The sequence below is a fragment of the Amycolatopsis sp. NPDC043889 genome, assembly GCF_056435645.1.
In genome coordinates this window covers 73,652-91,291 of record NZ_JBWKEC010000024.1, presented here as the reverse complement: position 1 = coordinate 91,291, position 17,640 = coordinate 73,652, and the positions used below count along the sequence as shown (strand labels likewise).

Below are 17,640 nucleotides of genomic sequence, written 5' to 3'. Positions count from 1 at the left end.
CGCACGATGTCGTGACCGACTCGACCCGCCAAGCTGTGATGATAATCATTACCGATTATCTGTTGATAACGATTATCGGGTGCGGTTAGGCTCCGGTGTCCTTCCACCACAGATCGATCGGCGCCCCCATGGTTGTTCGTTCGCGGCCGTCCGCGTCGCCCTCGGGCGTTCGCGACCGGCAGGCGGCACTTGCCCGGTCCCGGCTTCTGCACCGGGGGACGGTCACGGTCCTCGCTGTCGCGATCCTCGTGATGCTGGTCGTATCCGGTTCGGTGGGGACGGTCGAGGTCGGGCTCGCGGACGCGGCGCGGATCGTGGTCGGTCATCTGGTGCCGAACGTGCCGTGGATGTCGGACGGCAGCCTGACCGTGTTGCAGGACCAGGCGGTATGGCAGTTCCGGCTCCCTCGCGCGCTGCTGGCGGGGCTCGCCGGGGCGGGACTGGCGCTGGCCGGGGCGATCATGCAGGTGATCGTGCGCAACCCGCTCGCGGAGCCGTACCTGCTCGGTGTGTCGTCCGGCGCGGGTGTCGGCGCGGTTCTCGTGATCACCTTCGGTTCGGCCGCCGTGGGCGGGCTTCCCCTGGGCGCGGCGGCCTTCGCCGGGGCCTTGGTGGCCAGTGTGTGCGTCGCGCTGGTCGCCCGGCATCGCGGCATCCTGTCGCCGACCAGGATGATCCTTTCCGGTGTCGCCCTCGGTTCCCTGTTCAGCGCGATCACGAGCTATCTGACGCTGACCACTGAGGCGCAGAACGTCTTCAGCGTGCTGTTCTTCTTGCTCGGCAGCGTTTCCGCCGCCTCGATGGCTTCCTTGGCCGTGCCGGCGGTGGCGTTCGCGGCCGCCTGTGTCGTCGTCGGACTGCGGACCAGGGCCATGAACGCGCTGCTGAGCGGCGACGAATCCGCGACCGCACTGGGAGTCGACGTGAACCGGCTCCGTGCCGTGCTTCTCGTGACCGCCGCCCTCCTGACCGGGTCGATCGTGTCGGTCAGCGGCGGCATCGGTTTCGTCGGTCTCGTGATCCCGCATGTGGCGCGGATCCTCGTCGGCTCGGACCATCGCCGGATGCTGCCGGTCGCGGTACTCGGCGGCGCCCTGTTCCTCATGGTCGCCGACCTGCTCTCGCGCACGGTCGCGGCGCCTGGCGAAACACCGATCGGGATCCTCACCGCGGTCGTGGGCGCGCCGTTCTTCCTGTGGCTGATGCGCCGGGACACGGCCGCGCGGGCGGGGTTCGGCCGATGAAGGTCCATTTCCACGACGTCAGCGCCACGCTGGGCGGTGACCAGGTGCTGCGGAATGTGGACATCGAGGTCCGCTCCGGCCGTTTCCTCGGGCTCGTCGGCCCGAACGGCAGCGGCAAGTCGACCTTGCTGCGCACGCTTTACCGCGCCGTCGCGCCGTCATCGGGCCGCGTGCTGCTGGGCGAGCACGACGTGTGGCGCACCGACAGGCGGACCGTCGCCAGGGCGGTGGCGGTGATGACTCAGGAGACGTCGTCCGAGTTCGACCTGACGGTCCTCGACGTCGTGCTCCTGGGCCGGGTGCCCTTCCAGCGCGGATTCGGCCGCGACACCGAAGCCGACCTCGATCTCGCGTGGACCGCGCTCGACCGGGTCGGCGCCACCGACATCGCCGACCGGTCCATCGGACGGCTGTCGGGCGGGCAGCGGCAGCGGGTGATGCTGGCCCGAGCGCTGGCGGCGGACTCCCCCGTCCTCGTCCTCGACGAACCGACCAACCACCTCGACATCGCCTTTCAGCTGGAGCTCATGCGGATCGCGGCCGGGCTCGATCGCACCATCGTCGCCGCCCTGCACGACCTCAACCTCGCGGCCACCTACTGCGACGACATCGCGGTGCTCGACGCCGGCCGTGTCGTCGCCACCGGAACGCCGGACGCAGCGCTCGCCCCACGCGTCGTGGAAGACGTGTTCGGAGTCGCCGTCGATCAGCTCACCCATCCACGCGACGGCCGGCCGGTGCTGGTCTTCGGCCGTCATGCGGAGACCCGTTCACCTCTCAGCACACCCGGAAAAGAGAACCATGCTTAAAACCCTGTCCTTTGCCGCGTTCGGTGTCGGCATGTCGCTGATCGCGGGTTGCGGTACCTCGGTCACTCCGGCCGCTCCGTCGAACAACGCGAGCACGGCGGTCACCGTGTCCAACTGCGGCCGGGATGTCACCGTCAACGCCGTTCCCCGCGCCGCGGTCGGGCTCAGCCCGTCGCAGACGGAACTGTTGCTGCGGCTGGGTCTCGCGGGCTCGCTGGTCGGCCAAGCACAGACCGCCACCGCACCGCTCCCGGAAGACGTGGCCGGACAGGCCGCCGCCATCCCGGTGCTGAGCGAGTCGGGACCGCCGAGCCGGGAGAAGCTCCTGTCCGCGAAGCCGGACTTCGTCTTCTCCCCCACCACCTACGAGTTCACCGCCGAGAAGGGCTTCGCGAGCCTGGAGCAACTGCGGCAAAGCGGCGTCGCCGCCTATGTCGCCGCGGGCGGATGCGCCGAACGCCGCATGAACGGCACGGTCGAGGATCTCTTCACCGACCTGGAGAACCTCGGCAGGATCTTCGCCGTGCCGGACAAGGCGAAGGCACTGGTCGACCAAGGCCGGGCGGATCTGGCCGCCGTGGACAAGGCCATCACGGGCCGCCCCAAACCCACCGTCGCCCAGGTGTTCCTGGAAGGTGCCACCGTCACCGCGATCGGCGCGGGCATCGAGTACGACATCATCCGCAGGGCGGGCGGCGACAACGTGTTCTCACCGAAGGACCCGCAGTTCGCCAAGTTCTTCGCCGCGCAGATCACCCCCGAGGCGCTCGCCGAGAAGAATCCCGACGCGATCGTGTTCGCCGTCAACGGGGCCGCGCAGAAGCAGGCGAGCATCGATTACCTCACCCGTACTTTCCCAGCCATGACCGCCATCCGCGAACAGCGCTTGATCGCGATCGACGCCGCCGACACCTATCCGGGCACCCTCGGGAACATCTCGGTGGTGCGGGAGATCGCGCAACGGCTCCACGCGGACGCGTTCACCCGGTGATCCATCGCAGGCTCCTGCGGCTGGCGGGTGTGGTCCTCGCTCCCGTCCTGCTGCTCGCGGTGCTGTCGATACTCGTGTCGGCCTGCTACGTCGGCGGAGCCGTCCTGACGGCGTCCGTCCTCACCGATCTCACTCGCGGCGGGGGCTTCGCGACCGTGACACCCGCGATCGCGGCGTTGACCGGTGTCGTCGTGGTGCGCGCGATCCTGCTGTGGGCACGGGAGGTCGCCGCGGCCCGGTTCGGCATCGCCATCCGCACCAGGCTGCGCGGCGAGCTTCTGCGCCGCATCACCCTGCTGGGACCGGCCTGGACGCGGGGAGAGCGCGCGGGGGCGATCACGCACACGGTCGTCGACGGGGTCGAAGCCCTCGACGCCTACTACAGCCGTTATCTGCCGCAGCTGCTCGTGACCTGCCTGGTTCCGGCCGCCGTCGCCGGGTGGCTGTTCACCGTGTCCGTCCCCGCCGCCGCGATCCTCGCGACAGCGGTCCTGTGCGCCGTGGCCGTCCCACGCTTCTGGGATGCCCGGCTGCTCCGGACGGGCCGAACCCGGTGGAGCGCCTACGAAAAGCTGGCGGCCGACTATCTGGAGGCGACCCAGTCGATCGCCGTCATCCGGCTCTTCGGTGCGGGCCGCCGGGCGGGCGAGGCACTCTCCCACCGCGGCGACCGCCTGCACCGGGTCACGATGGCCCAGCTGCGTGTCTCGCTGGTGGAAGCCGGAGTCAGCGCCCTGGCACTGCACCTCGGCCTCGCGGCCACGGTGGTCGTCGCGTGCGCCGGGATCGTCGGCGGTCAGGCGCCCGCGGCGTCGGTGTTCATGTTCTTGTTGTGCGCCAGGGAATGCTTCCGGCCCGTGCTCGACCTGTCCGCCCACTGGCACGTCGGCTACCAAGGGCTGGGCGCGGTCGAGGGCATCGACGAGATCATGACGGCGCGTCCGCAGGTCGCCGACACCGGCACCCGCACCGAACCCGCTCGGCACGGGGCTCGGCTGCGGCTGCGGGACGTCGGATACCGCTACCCGAACGGCGCGGGCGTTTCCGGCATCAGCTTCGAATGCGCGCCGGGGAACACGACCGGGATCGTGGGCCCGTCGGGCGCCGGGAAGAGCACGATCGCCCGGCTTCTCATCCGCGAGGCCGACCCGCAGCAGGGGACGATCGAACTCGACGGAACCCCGATCGCCGGGTACACCCTCGCCGCTCTCCGCGCGAGCATCGGCGTCGTCGGCCAGCACACCCATCTTTTCCATGGCACCGTGGAAGAGAACCTCCGGCTCGCCCGGCCCGGCGCCACGCACGACGAGATCCGCGCCGCCGCCCACGTCGCGGACGCGATCGAGTTCGTCGAAGCACTCCCCCGCGGCTTCGCGACGGTCCTCACCGAGAACGGGACCCAGTTGTCCGGCGGCCAGCGGCAGCGCCTCGCCATCGCCAGGGCCGTGCTCGCCGCGCCTCCGGTGCTGCTGCTCGACGAAGCGACCTCGGCCTTGGACGTCGACACCGAGAAACGCGTCCTCACCCGGCTGGCGGAACACTGCGATGGCACCACCCGCGTCGTGATCGCCCACCGCGAGACCGCCCTGCGTGACGCCGGCGCGATCGTCACGATCGAGTCCGGCCGCGTCACCGGGCAGGCGGTCCACTCGTGAGCGGACCGCTCCGGCGGCTGCTGCCGGTCGTCGGCGAGCAGCGGGCCACCTTCGTCTGGACGGTCGCGAGCAACGCGGCCGTCCAGCTCGGTGCGCTGACGACGACCGTGCTCGGCACGTGGCTGGCCGGGCGGGCCGCGGCGACCAGTACCGCGCCACTGGCCATCGTCGCAACCGTCCTGTGCGGCCTGGCCGTGGTGACCGCGGCGATGACCTGGCGCGAGTCCTGGGTCTCCCACGATCTGGCCTACCGGCTGATCGGCACCTTGCGTGCCCGGGTGTTCGACCGGCTCCGCGTGAGCCTGCCCGACCGCCGGAAGCCACGCAGGAGCGGTGATCTCGTGTCCGTCGCCTTCGCCGACATCGACCGTCTCGAATGGCTCTACGCCCACACCGCGGCCCAAGCACTCACCTCGGCCATGATGGTCGCCGCCACCGCGACCCTGTCGCTCCTCGTCACGCCGTGGCTGCTGCTGGCGTGGGTACCGTTCGTCGTCGTGACCGCGGCGCTGCCGTGGCTGTCCGGCCGAGCGGGAACGCGGCAGGGCACCGAACTCACCGAGGCCGCCGCGACCCTCAACGCCGAACTCGTCGACACCGTCCGGGGACTCGGCGAACTCAGCGGTGCGGGAGCCCTGCACCGTCGCACCGCCGCCCTGGAGAAACGGACGAGTGCGCTGACCGCCGTGCAAACGAGGATCGGCTCCCGGGTCGGCTGGGAGCGCGCTGTCACGGACGCGGCTCTGGCGCTCAGTGCGATCGGCGCGCTCGCGGTCTGCGCGGCGAACCTCGACACGATCGACCGCGCGCTCGCACCGGTCGCCATGGTGCTGGCCACCGCGGCACTCGGCCCGATCGCACAGATTTCGGATCTGCTGCGCAACGTCGGCACGTTGCGCGCCGCCGGTACCAGGATCACCGAAATCCTCGACCGGGCACCGGCGGTCCAGGAGCCCCGCGCGCCCCGGCCCCTGCCGTCCCGTGATCGCGCGACCGGGCTCGTCTTCGATCACGTGTCCTTCGGTTACCGCGACGACGCTCCGCCGGTCCTGCGCGACGTGTCGTTCACCGTCCGCCCCGGCGAAAGGGTCGCCCTCACCGGGCCGTCCGGGGCGGGCAAGACCACGTGCGCGCTGCTCGCGACCCGGATGTGGGACCCCGACGCCGGCCGCATCACCCTGGACGGCGTCGACCTCACCGAGCTGACCGACGACGACCTCCGCCGCGCGATCAGCGCCGTTCCCCAGGAACCCGGCCTGCTCACCGGGACGATCGCCACCAACATCCGGCTCGGAAACCCGGATGCCGGCGACATCGAAGTCGAACGAGCCGCGCGGCGGGCGGGGATCCTCGACCCGGGAGCCGGATTCCCCGCCGGACTCGCCACCGTCGTCGGCGAATCCGGTGACGGACTGTCCGGTGGCCAGCGAGCACGAGTCGCCGTCGCCAGGGCGCTGCTGGTGAATCCCCGGATCCTCATCCTCGACGAGGCCACCGCCAACCTCGACCCCGAAGCCGACGAAGCCATCACCGCGGCCCTCGCGTCGGCCGGGAACGACATCGGTGTCCTCGTCATCGCCCACCGCCCCGCCACACTGGCCGGCTGCCACCGGGTAATCGCCTTGCGAGAAGGCGGACGCGCCGGCCGATCGTGAGACGTCACGCGGTTCCCGCCTCCGGCCGTCGCGAGATCATGGCCAATCTCGTTCGCGATCGGTCAAAGGCGGAAGGCTTCCTGTGGCAGGTTCAGCTCGGCGCGGCACTGGCCGGCTCAGCGTCATCGCGATCGCGACCATCCTCCTCGTCGGGTTGATGCTGTTCTTCGGAGGTCCGGCGACCAGCGTTGCGGGGAAGGACGTCGCCTATATCTCCGGTGACGAGGCGAACGTCCGGCGATGCCCGTCAGTCGAAGGCGAGTCGACCGCGACATACCACCGGGGCCAGCAGCTGATCATCCTCAAGGCCGATGTCACCGGTGGCGAGTCGCATGGTTCGCGGCGATGGCTGGAGATCCGATACGGCGACGAAGTCCGTTACACGCACTCGTATTTCGTCACCGAAAAGTCGGACTCGCGGGCAGAGACGCTCGAACTCCTGGTTTCCACGGCGGCCGTGCTGGTCGGTATCGCGATACTCGGTCTCACCGGCCGGCAACGAGGCCAGACCTGGGCGGCCATGAAAGAGAAACGACGAACTCCCTTCTCGCGGCAGGCTGGTCGGTGCGGCGGTGACCTTCGTTCTTTCCAGGTCTTTCTCAGCCGCCGAGCGCCTTCACGAGAACAGGTGGCGGAACTGCAGGCACAATTCTTCGAACTGAGGCATACTCTCGAAGGAACCCACGCGGCGGCCGCGCCACCTTTCGTGCCCGCCCAGCCCGCCGAGGAACAGCTTTCGGATCTTGCGCTTGGCTCTCCTGGCGACCGCGGTCGCGTGGATCCCGCGGCAGGCACGAACCTCCGGCAACTCCTTCCGCCGATGATCGGCTCACACCCAAGGGAGACGGCTGTACTGTCACTACCGAACTCCGGGACAGTTCTCCCGAACCCGAGAATCCGTGTCGCCGCCTACGTCATCCGCCCGAGACAACAGCCTGAACTCCTGATCTTCGAGCACATCGACGTCCCCGAAGCCGGACAACAAGTCCCTGCCGGAGGAGTGAACTCCAACGAAGACCTCCCGAAGGCAGTGCTGCGGGAAGTCCTTGAGGAAACAGGGTTGGCCGGCGTCACTGTCGTCAAGGCGCTGGCGACCGAGGACAAACCCCATCCAGAGACCGGACAACTCCGTCGCACCACTTACTTTCACCTGCTGGCGCCCAACGACACAGCCGATGACTGGATACACTGTGCCGGGGGAACCGGCAGCGACGCCGGCATGAGGTTCGCCTGCCGGTTCCAGCCGCTTCCCCTTCCGCGTCCGCTGACCGACGACCAGGACATCTGGCTCCGGCTGATGGATCCAGCACTGGCCACGCGGCCGCGATCAGGACGGCACCCAAGATGATCTACACCTGCCGGCTGGGCCGAAGTCTGCTGTTCCGGCGCCGACACGGCCCAAAAGACTCGACGGCGCCTTCAGTCAAGCGGTGCTCAGCAGGACGACAGGTACTTACCGCCCCCGATGAAAGGACAGGCCTGTGAAGGTCCTGGTAGTAGGCGGAACCGGGTTCATCGGACATCACATCGTGCGCGAACTACTGGCACGCGGGCACGACGTCACGGTCCTGGTCCGCACGCCACCCACGAATCTCCCCGCCGCGGTAACGGTCCGACTCGGCGACCTCACCGACCTCTCCGACGAACGACTCGACACGATCGTCGCCGGCCACACGGGCATCGTCATCGCATCGGCCGCCGCCGTCGCCGCACCGCGCGGCGCCGACATCGCCGCGTTCTTCCACGACACCAACGTCGCCCCCGTCGCGAGATTGCTCACCGCCGGATGCCGGGCACAATGCGACCGCGCTGTCATCCTCGGCAGTTTCTACGCCACCCTCCAGCGCGAACAGCCGGCACTCCGCCTGGCCGAACTCAACCCGTACATCGCCAGCAGAATCGAACAAGCCGAGCACGCACGCGCCGCGGTCAACACGGAAACGTCCGTGGCCGTTCTGGAACTCCCCTACGTCGCGGGCACAACCCCCGGCCGGCAATCACCTCTCGCGCCCATGCTGCACAGCCTGTCCATCGGTGACGCAGGCATCTTCGCCTACTCCGGCGCCACCGCCGTGGTCACCGTCACCCAAGTCGCGCGAGCCGCCGTCGCGGCACTGGACCGTCGCGCCAATGGCGACTATCCGATCGTCACCGCGAACCTCGCTTGGGCCGATCTCTTCACCCGCCTCGCAACCGCGAGCGGCCGCCCTCCCCAACGCGTCTGGAAGCTTCACTCACGCGTCATCGAACTCCTGATCCGCTTCGAAGGCATCCGCCGGCGCCGCCAAGGCTTCACCATCGGCTTCCATCCGGCACAGTGGAGCAAACTGCACGCCACCGCCATGATCCTCGACCCGGAAATCGCGCGAACCGAACTGGGCGTCGAGCCCGACGACCTCCACAACGCGCTCCAAGACTCCGCTCCGGACACTTCACCACGAGGTTGACCGCGGGACATCAGCTCAGCCGACGTCAGGACGGCCGGGCGCGTCACCCCTGCCGGCAAGCCTCGGCTGTACCGCGGAGGGCGGATCAACGGGAAGTGCCGCCGCAACCAGGCGGTCGAATGACCGGTGACCATGGCCTCCGGACAGCGTCAACCCGTCGCCAGTGCCCGCCGCGACACACTGCCGGCGTGCACCGGGGCGATGAACACGCTGCGAGGCGGCGCCGGTCTCTCGTCATCCGGCAGGTCAAGGGCTTCCAAGCCGTCCTGCCACCGCACCCAGTCCTGGACGCACAAGCCCAGCCAGAACTCCACATCGTCGCAGTCGCGGCGGCGGCAACGGTTTCTGCTGCTATCGATCGTCATAGACCCAAGGAACCCTCCTCCCCCCATTCAGCTCCACACAGTACTGCGACGCCCTGGCCACCCGTTTCGCGACATGCCAACGGGTTGCTATCGAACGACGTCGTCCGGCCGAGTTCCCGGACGCGCGTCCAGGGGCACCGTGAGACAGGTGAGATCCGGTTCGACCCGCTCGGCTTGGGCGCCGGCTCGCCGCATCGCGCGGATCATCGCCGTGTTCGCGTCCTGGGCGATCGCGACGAGTGCCACGCTGTCGTCGGCGCGCGCGAGGGTGATCAGCCGGTCGAGCAAAGCCGTGCCGACGCGGCGGCCTTGCCACTGGTCCTCGACGGGGATGCCGACCTCCGCGCAGCGGCCGCTTCTCCGCAGCGTCGCCACCCCGGTGACCAGACCCGCCCGGGTTTCGGCGAGGAGGGTCCGAGTCCCCTTGTGCCCGAGCAGGCGCTCGATGCCGGTGGCCGGTCACGGCCGTACCGCCGGACGCGACTCTCTTCGCTACACCGAGCGTGCATCTCGTCGATCGCCGCCCCGTCGCCGGGAGTGGCGGGACGGATCACCACGTCCGCGCCGACCGGCGGCTCCGGTGGCCCCGCGAGGCGGCGGTTGAGGGCGAGGACGGCCTCGTCAGGTGTGTCGCGAAAGCCACTTCCGCGGTGCCGAAGGTGGCTTTCACGACACGCCCCTACATCACGCCACGGTCTGCGTTCGGCTCGTTTGCTCGGCGATCCAGTCCCGGTACACCGTCACATCGGTCCAGATGCCCAGACCGCTGGCGCATTTCGGATCCGCGTCACCATCGCGGCTGGTGGCGCCGACCAGTTCCCACTCACCGGGCCTGCCCTTGATCTGCGGACCGCCGGAGTCGCCGTAGCAGCCCATCGCGTCCGGAGTGTCGGAACCGGTGCAGATCTCCTTGCCCGCGGCGATGGTGCGACAGTCCTCCGCCGGCCTGACCTCGGTGTCCAGTTCCTGGAGGATCTCCGGCGCGCCGCAGTTCTGGTCGGCGCAGTGCTCACCCCAGCCGAGGATCCGGGTCGCCGTTCCCGCGTCGCCCACGGCCTCGGCGATCTTGATCGGCCGCTCGGTCACCGGTTTGTCCAGCCGCACCAACGCGATGTCCTGGCCCAGCGGCTCCTTCCCGGTGAAGTCCGGATGCACGATGATCCGGCTGACCCCGGTCTCGGTGCCCCCGCCGGCGTGCTGCCGCGCCCCGATCCTGGTCCTGATCTGCCCCGGCTGCGCTCCCTGCACGCAGTGCGCCGCGGTCACCACCCAGTCCTCACTGATCAGCGAGCCGCCGCAGAAGTGCCTCCCGCCCTGCTGCAACGACACCATGAACGAGTAATCCTCGGTGGCGTCGTGCCCGCCGATGACGTAGGGCGTCGGCCCGTCAGCCGCCGCGGCGATCCCCGGTACCAGCACCGCTCCCGCCGTGGCCAACCCGATCATCAGTACGCCTGTTTTGCGAAGCATTATCGTGAACTCCCCGAAGACGACGAATTGCTGACAGTCGTCACGCTATGGGGTGATGATCACGACTGGATCGGCTCATCGGCCGGGGTGCACATCGGCCGAATGGCCGACCCAGCGTGACGCCGCATCCGAGCAGCGACCCGATGAGTGGACGCCTGTCGGCGAACTCGCCGATCGCCGCAGCGAGGCCGACCTCCGTCTTTTCCACGCGCGTCAGATGGACCACCGTCGGGCGGCCGGGATCTACCGGCGGACAGTGAGTCACCACTCCGGACTCGGCCCGGCGAGAGGACGCCGAACGGATCGTGCCCCACCTTGGCACCGCGGTGCCATCACACCCGGACAGTGGGCACCGGCCTTCGCCACCGGGCGGCAGGTCAGCGGTGGAAACCCCTTCACGACGGACCACGACTCCCTCATCCTGGGGACGCTGTTCCTTGCCCCCATGGCCTTCGGTCAAAGCGACGGCTGCCTCGACGTCCACACAGGACTTGGCGAGTTCAGGAGCCACACCTGGCCTGATCGTCCTCGACGCTTCGCGTTCCACCGCCGTTGTCGGTCGATTTCACGGCGCCTCGCAATTCAGCCACGGTTCTCGATCCAGAACATCGCCAGGCTGATCACGGCGCCGCCGGCCGCCGTCGCCGCTCCGCGGACGAAACACCGCCGCACCAGTTCGCCGAATGGCAAGTCTTTTCGACCGGATCGCCGCGCCCGCCGTCGCGACCGTCGCTCTTCTGTCATTTCGCCGACGATTCGACGCTTCATTTGCTGACTCCTCGAACATTGCCGCGTTCCTCCAGGGGAATACGATGCGATGACGGCCGGGTGCGCCATGCGCTTCGCGCTGCAGAAGTTCAAGTCGGTGCGGAGCTCGACTGCCGATTTCGTCGACCGGCTGTTGGCTCATCATCGCCGCGGAGTCACCGTACGGACGGACTCCGATGCCGATTCTCGGGGGCAAGACGAAACGGCGGAAAGGATTTCGCAGGCTGTCCTTCCAGTGATGATTCCAGGTGTGTGCAACTTGGCTGTCGAAGCCATGCTGAAGTTCGAAGAGCTCGCCGAGGACGACGGCGTGGAGTACGCCGTCTTCACCCTGTACCTCTTCTTCCTCGTCGCCTTGTCCTTCAGCTACGTGGCGGATCTGTACAGGATCACCTTGGCCGCGGGCGAATCGACCCGGGAGCTGACGGCCGAAGAAGCACATACTTTGTTTCGAGTCCGCAGTCGCCGGTGCGGGCGTCGCGAAGATCGCCGTGGAGATCGCTGAGGCCTTGCTCATCGACGAACTCGTCCAGCACCTCAGTGAACGAGGATGACGAACAGCCCCGACCTGGCTCCGACGACACCGAAGAGCACCTCGGCGCCCGGCTCACCCGTTCAGCAAAGATCGGGGACGACGAACGTGCTGTCTTCGACCTTGACGTGCCCGGCTTCGACGAGGTCGGCGGCACGGGCGAGAAACGCGTTGAGCGACGGCGCTTTCGGCTCGTCGAGCTCAGGGACGTTGGGACGGAACACGACCTGACCGCGGGTGCCACGTTCGCCGGGATCCAGGTCCAGGAAGTGGCAATCGCCCTGGAACGCGAGGAACGGCAGCCAGGATTCCGACCACACCGTCCACCGGTAGCAGGAAGGTTGCCCGACGGGCGTGGCCATGTCGCCGACCACGTCGGTCAGCATCCGGTGCATCTCGACGATCTCGTCGATGGTCAGGAAATGCTGGAAGTTGAGCGGGCCGTTCAACTCGTCGGGGTCGTCCTGGCCCGCCGACACGCTCAGCAGGGCGCACAGTTCGGGCGGCAGGACAAGCCCGGTCTCGGTGGCGAGCCGGTCGAGGTCGCGTTCGGTCGCGCCGGGCAGGAACGGCGCGGCGCCGGGTAGTTCCCGCTCGATCAGACTTCGTAACCGTGCGAACTCGCGGGCGGTCTGGTTCATGACGGCCAGTATTACGCAAGCGCCGGTCTCTGCGGCCGCACGAACACCTGGATGACCTTGTTCGGGTCCGCCCAGTAGTCTCCAGCGGACAGTGCGACAGAGGGAGTTATCGTGGCCAGCCATTTCGAGGCGATCGGGATCGGCGTCACCAGTCAGGACGAGTTCGGGGAACTGGTGGTCTCCTCGATCAGCGCGGGCGCGGCCCGGCAGATCGACAAGAAGACCAGCGAACATGTCTGGACCGACCCTTCCGGCGCCCGGCTGGTCGCGCAGGTTCGCAAGGGCGAGATCGACTTCCTTCTGCCCTGCCTGGCCGGCACGACGACGGCGGTACCGGTGCGCGACGTTCGCCTCGTCGACGCCGAGACCGCGATGCTCGACCTCCTCGACGGCGTCGCCGGGGAGATGATCTGCCCCATCGCGGTCGAGCTGGAAGACCGGGCGGTCCTCGCCAACGCCGGCGGGCGGCTCGAGTCCGGCTCCCTGGTGCTGGCGGCTCTCGCCGAAGACGTCACCGTGCACGCCGACGCCGATGCCTACGCGGCCTCCCAGGACGACGACGGACTGAAATTCGCAGCCGACCACTTCATCCCGTCCGGCACCTTCGCGCCCGAGGAGCCCTCGCCCGACTGGACGCCGTCCGCCCACGCGCTGTTCGCCGGCGAGGTCGTCGAGGCCGAAACTCCCGTGAATACGGTCACCGGCAAGGCATTCCATCGGATCCGGGTCCGCACCATCGCCGCGATCGAGCTCGACGTCGCCATCGCGGCCACCGAACTGGAGCAGCCGCCCGCGCGCGGCAACATCGTGACGGGAACCTTCTTCCTGACCGGAAGGTTGGGACTACAGCCTGCCGACACCGAGGAAAAACGGCGCCGCTGGTTCCGGCGGTAGCCCTCGAGGGCGGGCGCTAGGCCGACCGTTCGCGGCGATAGTGACGAGCGGCCTTCGCCCGGTTGCCACAGGTTTCCATGGAGCACCATCGCCTGGTGCCGTTGCGGGTCGTGTCGTCGAAGTACAGCGTGCACACCGGATACGCCGAGCATCGCTTGATCCGTTCCGGGCGCGTGCGAAGCAGGGTCAAGTAGCCGTATGCCGCGAGCCATGCCGGTCGCCAGGCCGCTTCCTCGACCTCGACCACTTCTTCGGGGCCGCCTTGCCGCAGCTCCGGCCGCAAACGTCCGCGCGCCAGGACCTCGTTCAGCGCGCGTTCGGCGGAAACGCCGGGGCTTTCGAGCACCTCGCGCAGGACGGAACGCGTGTGACGCAACGGTTCCTCCGCTCCCGGCACATCCGGGAGGCCTCGCTCGGCCAGCCAGGCGCCCACCCCGCCGGGTTCGTCGAAGACGTCCCGCTGCTCACCACGGTCGGGCCACGTGGTGTTCAGCAGGTCCAGGGCGATCGGCTCGCCGACCAGGGGGCGTTGCAGCACAGCGTCATCCTACCCTCCGTCAGCCGCTTGACAGGTTAGGTCGCCCCATGTTTACCTCTAACCGTTCAAACGTATTTAGACAGTTAGAGCAAGGAGCACCTGACATGCCCGAAGCAACCCGGTCCGCCGACGAGGTCTTTCACCGCACGACGACCATCGACGGCCGCAGCGTGTTCTACCGGGAAGCCGGCGACCCCACCGCGCCCACCGTGCTGCTGCTGCACGGTTTCCCCACGTCGTCGCACATGTTCCGCACGTTGATCCCCGCGCTGGCCGACCGCTATCACGTCATCGCCCCCGACCACATCGGCTTCGGGTACTCGGACGCCCCGCCCGTCGATCGGTTCGACTATTCGTTCGAGAATCTGACCGCGATCACCATGGGGCTCATCGACGCGCTCGGCCTGGACCGTTTCGCCCTCTACATCCAGGACTACGGGGCACCCATCGGGCTCCGCATCGCGAGCCGTCATCCGGAGCGGGTCAGCGCGCTGCTGGTGCAGTCCGGCAACGCCTACGTCGACGGCTTCACACCGTTCTGGGATGTGCTGTTCGCGCACGCCAAGGACCGCGAAACCCACGAAGAAGCCGTGCGCGAACTCCTGGAGCCCGCGGCGACCCGCTGGCAGTACACCCACGGCGTCCCCGCCGACCGGCTGGACCGGCTCACCCCGGACACCTGGACCCTCGACCAGGCCCTGCTCGACCGCCCCGGCAACAAGGAGGTGCAACTGCAGCTGTTCTGGGACTACCAGTTCAATCTCGACGTCTACCCGGCCTTCCAGCAGTACTTCCGCGACCACCGTCCCCCGACGCTCATCACCTGGGGCGAGCACGACGAGATCTTCGGCGCCGACGGAGCCCGCGCGTTCCTTCGAGACCTGCCCGACGCCGAACTGCACCTTCTCGACGCCGGGCATTTCGCCCTCGAAACGCACGGCCCGGAGATCGCCACCCTGATCCGGGACTTCCTCGACCGCACCTCGCGCTGACCGCCCGGCGCCGCCGTATCCTCGAGGCGAGGCGGAGGTGGGAAGTGACGGACGAACAGCTGCTCATCGAATTCGCGCTGACCCGCATGGACCATCCCGAACTCGACCTCGAGGAAGTGGCGACGCTGACCGTCCGGCGCCTTGGTGAGGACCGGATGCTGGACTTCGCCGGACGCACCCTCGTCAGCCGCGGCGAACTACGCGGAGCCGCGTTCCCGGCCGCGGTCGAACACGTGCTCCGCGTGGTCCTCACCTTGCGCGGCCCGGACGACTGACCGGCAGGTCAGGAGATCTTGCGCCGGTAGGTGATCGTGGCGAAGAAGTACGCGACGACGAGAAGACCGGCACACCAGGCCAGGGCGATCCAGATGCCGTCGCCGACCGGTTGCCGGCCGAACAGGGCACGGATGGCGTTGACGATCGACGTCACCGGCTGATGCTCCGCGAAGGCGCGCACGGGGCCCGGCATGGTGGCGGTGGGCACGAACGCCGAGCTGAGGAAGGGCAGGAAGATGAGCGGGTAGGAGAACGCGCTCGCCCCGTCGACGGATTTCGCGGACAGGCCGGGGATGACGGCCAGCCACGTCAGCGCCAGGGTGAACAGCAGCAGGATGCCGGCGACCGCGAACCAGGTCAGCACACCCGCCCCCGAACGGAAGCCCATGAGCAGGGCGACGCCCACGACGATGACCAGCGAGAGCAGATTGGCGGCCAGCGAGGTCAGTACGTGCGCCCACAACACGCCCGAGCGCGCGATGGGCAGCGATGGGAATCGCTCGAAGATCCCGCTCTTCATATCGGTGAAGAGCCGGAGCGCGGTGTAGGCGACACCCGACGCGACCGTGATCAGCAGGATGCCGGGCAGCATTTAGTTCACATACGAATCCGTCCCCGTTTCGATCGCGCCGCCGAAGACGTAGACGAACATCAGCATCATGGCGACCGGCATCATCGCGGTCGTGATGATGGTGTCCATGCTGCGCGTGACATGTTTCATCGAGCGTCCCAACAGGACGGTCGTGTCACCGAAGAAATGTTCGCTCATCGTCTTCTCCCCTACTTGCCCGCGCCGACGATGGCCAGGAAGACGTCCTCGAGAGACGGCTGTTTCTCGAGGTATTCGACCTCGGCGGGCGGGAGCAGCCGCTTCAGTTCGGCGAGCGTGCCGTTCACGATAATCCGTCCTTTGTGGAGGATCGCGATCCGGTCGGCGAGCTGTTCGGCCTCGTCCAGGAAGATCACCGGCGGATTCCCGATGAGGCTCATGGCGATGTCCAGCCGACGGCGCATCCCGCCCGAATACGTCGACACCTTCCGCGTGCCCGCGTCGGTCAGCGAAAACCGGGCCAGCAGATCGTCCGCGATCTTGCCTGATGCTTTCCCGCACGTTCGCCGGTCGCGTGGCGACATCCCAGCCATCGACACTCGCCTTCCCCGCGTCCGCCTTGAGCAACGTGGACAGGATTCTCACGACGGTGGTCTTGCCGGCCCCGTTGGAGCCGAGAAGGGCGAAGATGCTACCCCTCGCCACCTCGAAATCCACGCCCCGTAAGACATGCAGGGCCCACACCGAACCGCCCCGAGAGCGGTACTAGGCCTTACTTCCCGGCCATGCCGGATCGCCCGTCGAGGGACTCCTGATAGACGTCCGCGTAAGTGGGTGTGTCCTTGATCAGCTCGTCACAGAAGGCGGCGACGTCTTCACCGATGAGCTCCAGCACTCCCTTTCCGGACGCGGCTCCTTCCTCGAAGAAGTCCACGATCCCGGGCAGCAGGGGCCCGTCGGCCAGGTCGACCGGTCCCACCTTGAAAAGGTACTTCTGCATCTCCTTGTAGACGATCCGATAGTCCGGCGGGAGCGCCTTGACCCGCGCCACGTGCGCACGCCACTGCTTCTTGCCCTCGATGATGTCCTGGATGCCCACGTCAGCCTCCCAGCTGCTTCAGTTTCCTGGCGACGTTCCTGTTCAGCTGCTGACGCCAGCGGTCGCGATAGCCACGGCCACGCTCCCCGCCTGCCAGCGCCGCGCAGAAGCCCTCGATGTCGTCACCCAGCACCTCGCGCGCACTCTGCCCGTCCGCCGCCGTTTCCTCGAGCAACCCCAACGCGCCGTCGAGGATCGGCATCAGATTCCGGCCGGTGAAGTCCGAATAGGATGAAAGATGCCCGGCGATCTGTTCCCACGCCGCCCGATGGTCGGCGGGCAAGGCCCCGACCCGGACCTCGAAGGCCTTCCATTCCCTGGTGAGATCGCCGCCCGTGATGGTGTCCCAGAACTTCATTTCCCGCCCTCCTTGAGCTTGTCGATCCGCGACGTGACGTACTCCCACTTCGCCCAGAACCTCGCGAGCTCCTCGCGCCCCGCGTCGTTGAGCGCGTAGAACTTACGCGGCGGCCCCTGCTCGGACGGCCGTTTCGTCACCTGGACCAGTCCGTTCTTCTCCAGCCGCAACAGGATCGCGTACACCGTCCCCTCGACCACTTCCGCGAAACCGAGCTCGTTCAACCGGCGCGTGATGGCATACCCGTAGGTCTCCTCACCACCGACGATCTCCAGCACGCAACCCTCGAGCGTGCCCTTCAGCATCTCGGTCAGACCGTCCATCGCGCCCCTCTTCGACTCCCAGTAGTCAGTGTC

Annotated in this window: 20 protein-coding genes and 2 pseudogenes; 11 read left to right on the top strand and 11 right to left on the bottom strand. The window is 68.1% G+C overall.

Features of this window, described 5'->3' with window-relative positions; genetic code table 11:
* The first annotated feature begins 128 nt into the window (after positions 1 to 128).
* The 7 genes from AC0685_RS32425 (at position 129) to AC0685_RS32395 (ending at position 8,801) form a co-directional block, all read left to right on the top strand.
* A complete protein-coding gene (locus tag AC0685_RS32425) occupies positions 129 to 1,244 on the top strand; it encodes a FecCD family ABC transporter permease (protein WP_478228972.1) in 1,116 nt (371 codons plus the stop codon).
* Positions 1,241 to 2,053, top strand: a complete 813-nt coding sequence (locus AC0685_RS32420; RefSeq protein WP_478228971.1) for an ABC transporter ATP-binding protein — start codon at positions 1,241 to 1,243, stop codon at positions 2,051 to 2,053. The genes AC0685_RS32425 and AC0685_RS32420 overlap by 4 nt, the downstream gene beginning before the upstream one ends.
* On the top strand, positions 2,046 to 3,044 hold the full coding sequence (locus tag AC0685_RS32415) for an ABC transporter substrate-binding protein (protein ID WP_478228970.1): 999 nt from the start codon (positions 2,046 to 2,048) through the stop codon (positions 3,042 to 3,044). Before AC0685_RS32420 ends, AC0685_RS32415 begins: the two co-directional genes overlap by 8 nt.
* Complete coding sequence (locus AC0685_RS32410) at positions 3,041 to 4,699, top strand: ABC transporter ATP-binding protein/permease (RefSeq protein ID WP_478228969.1); 1,659 nt, start codon at positions 3,041 to 3,043, stop codon at positions 4,697 to 4,699. Before AC0685_RS32415 ends, AC0685_RS32410 begins: the two co-directional genes overlap by 4 nt.
* Positions 4,696 to 6,354 (top strand): ABC transporter ATP-binding protein, encoded by a 1,659-nt coding sequence (locus AC0685_RS32405; RefSeq protein ID WP_478228968.1) that lies wholly within the window; start codon positions 4,696 to 4,698, stop codon positions 6,352 to 6,354. The genes AC0685_RS32410 and AC0685_RS32405 overlap by 4 nt, the downstream gene beginning before the upstream one ends.
* Before the next feature lie 157 nt (positions 6,355 to 6,511).
* On the top strand, positions 6,512 to 7,702 hold the full coding sequence (locus AC0685_RS32400) for an NUDIX domain-containing protein (protein ID WP_478228967.1): 1,191 nt from the start codon (positions 6,512 to 6,514) through the stop codon (positions 7,700 to 7,702).
* A 133-nt stretch (positions 7,703 to 7,835) separates the two neighbouring features.
* Complete coding sequence (locus tag AC0685_RS32395; protein WP_478228966.1) at positions 7,836 to 8,801, top strand: NAD-dependent epimerase/dehydratase family protein; 966 nt, start codon at positions 7,836 to 7,838, stop codon at positions 8,799 to 8,801.
* Between the two features lie 149 nt (positions 8,802 to 8,950).
* Here the strand turns inward: AC0685_RS32395 and AC0685_RS32390 are convergent, their stop codons facing one another.
* The 4 genes from AC0685_RS32390 to AC0685_RS32375 all read right to left on the bottom strand — a co-directional run bounded on the left by AC0685_RS32390 (position 8,951) and on the right by AC0685_RS32375 (position 11,380).
* The gene (locus AC0685_RS32390; RefSeq protein ID WP_478228965.1) at positions 8,951 to 9,166 is read right to left on the bottom strand and encodes a hypothetical protein; all 216 of its coding nucleotides are present in this window, start codon (positions 9,164 to 9,166) and stop codon (positions 8,951 to 8,953) included.
* 87 nt (positions 9,167 to 9,253) lie between these two features.
* The gene (locus tag AC0685_RS32385) at positions 9,254 to 9,553 is read right to left on the bottom strand and encodes an N-acetyltransferase family protein (RefSeq protein ID WP_478229009.1); all 300 of its coding nucleotides are present in this window, start codon (positions 9,551 to 9,553) and stop codon (positions 9,254 to 9,256) included.
* Between the two features lie 297 nt (positions 9,554 to 9,850).
* Positions 9,851 to 10,636: a S1 family peptidase gene (locus tag AC0685_RS32380; RefSeq protein WP_478228964.1), complete on the bottom strand. Its 786-nt coding sequence runs from the start codon at positions 10,634 to 10,636 to the stop codon at positions 9,851 to 9,853.
* Positions 10,637 to 11,218: 582 nt separating this feature from the next.
* Complete coding sequence (locus tag AC0685_RS32375; protein ID WP_478228963.1) at positions 11,219 to 11,380, bottom strand: hypothetical protein; 162 nt, start codon at positions 11,378 to 11,380, stop codon at positions 11,219 to 11,221.
* Positions 11,381 to 11,471: 91 nt separating this feature from the next.
* On the opposite strand from AC0685_RS32375, the gene AC0685_RS32370 reads away from it, so the two are divergent.
* Positions 11,472 to 11,909, top strand: coding sequence for a hypothetical protein (locus AC0685_RS32370; protein ID WP_478228962.1), 438 nt, complete (start codon positions 11,472 to 11,474; stop codon positions 11,907 to 11,909).
* A 110-nt stretch (positions 11,910 to 12,019) separates the two neighbouring features.
* Here AC0685_RS32370 and AC0685_RS32365 read toward each other — a convergent pair whose 3' ends face one another.
* Positions 12,020 to 12,577, bottom strand: a complete 558-nt coding sequence (locus AC0685_RS32365; protein ID WP_478228961.1) for an SMI1/KNR4 family protein — start codon at positions 12,575 to 12,577, stop codon at positions 12,020 to 12,022.
* Between the two features lie 111 nt (positions 12,578 to 12,688).
* Here AC0685_RS32365 and AC0685_RS32360 point away from each other — a divergent pair, with 111 nt between their 5' ends.
* Positions 12,689 to 13,471 (top strand): hypothetical protein, encoded by a 783-nt coding sequence (locus tag AC0685_RS32360; RefSeq protein ID WP_478228960.1) that lies wholly within the window; start codon positions 12,689 to 12,691, stop codon positions 13,469 to 13,471.
* A gap of 16 nt (positions 13,472 to 13,487) precedes the next feature.
* Here AC0685_RS32360 and AC0685_RS32355 read toward each other — a convergent pair whose 3' ends face one another.
* Positions 13,488 to 14,009 carry a CGNR zinc finger domain-containing protein gene (locus tag AC0685_RS32355; protein WP_478228959.1) on the bottom strand — a complete coding sequence of 174 codons (522 nt, stop codon included), beginning with the start codon at positions 14,007 to 14,009 and terminating at the stop codon, positions 13,488 to 13,490.
* Positions 14,010 to 14,113: 104 nt separating this feature from the next.
* On the opposite strand from AC0685_RS32355, the gene AC0685_RS32350 reads away from it, so the two are divergent.
* Both AC0685_RS32350 and AC0685_RS32345 read left to right on the top strand, forming a co-directional pair.
* On the top strand, positions 14,114 to 15,001 hold the full coding sequence (locus AC0685_RS32350) for an alpha/beta fold hydrolase (RefSeq protein WP_478228958.1): 888 nt from the start codon (positions 14,114 to 14,116) through the stop codon (positions 14,999 to 15,001).
* Between the two features lie 44 nt (positions 15,002 to 15,045).
* Positions 15,046 to 15,276, top strand: a complete 231-nt coding sequence (locus AC0685_RS32345) for a hypothetical protein (RefSeq protein WP_340682811.1) — start codon at positions 15,046 to 15,048, stop codon at positions 15,274 to 15,276.
* Positions 15,277 to 15,284: 8 nt separating this feature from the next.
* Here the strand turns inward: AC0685_RS32345 and AC0685_RS32340 are convergent.
* The 5 genes and pseudogenes from AC0685_RS32340 to AC0685_RS32320 form a co-directional block, all read right to left on the bottom strand.
* Positions 15,285 to 16,046 (bottom strand): annotated as a pseudogene (locus AC0685_RS32340) (ABC transporter permease).
* A gap of 11 nt (positions 16,047 to 16,057) precedes the next feature.
* Positions 16,058 to 16,571, bottom strand: a pseudogene (locus tag AC0685_RS32335) (ATP-binding cassette domain-containing protein).
* A gap of 28 nt (positions 16,572 to 16,599) precedes the next feature.
* A complete protein-coding gene (locus AC0685_RS32330) occupies positions 16,600 to 16,926 on the bottom strand; it encodes a DUF1048 domain-containing protein (RefSeq protein ID WP_478228957.1) in 327 nt (108 codons plus the stop codon).
* A 1-nt stretch (position 16,927) separates the two neighbouring features.
* Positions 16,928 to 17,284 carry a DUF1048 domain-containing protein gene (locus AC0685_RS32325; protein WP_478228956.1) on the bottom strand — a complete coding sequence of 119 codons (357 nt, stop codon included), beginning with the start codon at positions 17,282 to 17,284 and terminating at the stop codon, positions 16,928 to 16,930.
* Positions 17,281 to 17,607, bottom strand: coding sequence for a PadR family transcriptional regulator (locus AC0685_RS32320; RefSeq protein ID WP_340682815.1), 327 nt, complete (start codon positions 17,605 to 17,607; stop codon positions 17,281 to 17,283). The genes AC0685_RS32325 and AC0685_RS32320 overlap by 4 nt, the downstream gene beginning before the upstream one ends.
* Positions 17,608 to 17,640: the final 33 nt, after the last annotated feature.